Origin of the sequence: Veillonella sp. ZSJB6 (assembly GCF_051549505.1) — a bacterium.
Lineage (GTDB): Bacteria > Bacillota > Negativicutes > Veillonellales > Veillonellaceae > Veillonella.
In genome coordinates this window covers 1-238 of sequence record NZ_JBPUGE010000178.1, presented here as the reverse complement: position 1 = coordinate 238, position 238 = coordinate 1, and the positions used below count along the sequence as shown (strand labels likewise).

At 46.6% G+C, this 238-nt stretch carries 1 protein-coding gene; it reads right to left on the bottom strand.

What is annotated here, in order from left to right; translation table 11 throughout:
• The coding region (locus ACSV5T_RS10345) for a carbohydrate ABC transporter permease (RefSeq protein ID WP_438321091.1) at window positions 1-238 on the bottom strand (238 nt) is incomplete at both ends.

Here is a 238-nt window from a genome sequence, read left to right as displayed (position 1 = left end):
GTTGTTTTCGTTCTTTTGAAGACGGAACTGAATGAGTGTCACCGTAATGATCAGAATGAACAACACGACCGACCCGGCAGCCGCATAACCGAAGTTACTAAGCTGGAAACCGTTGTTGTATATAAACAACGCGAGTGACGTCGTCGAATTGAGTGGTCCCCCCTCGGTCATGATGAGCGGTTCTTCGAAGAACTGAATCCATCCAATCAAAGTTGTCACCGTTACGAAGAAAATCGCA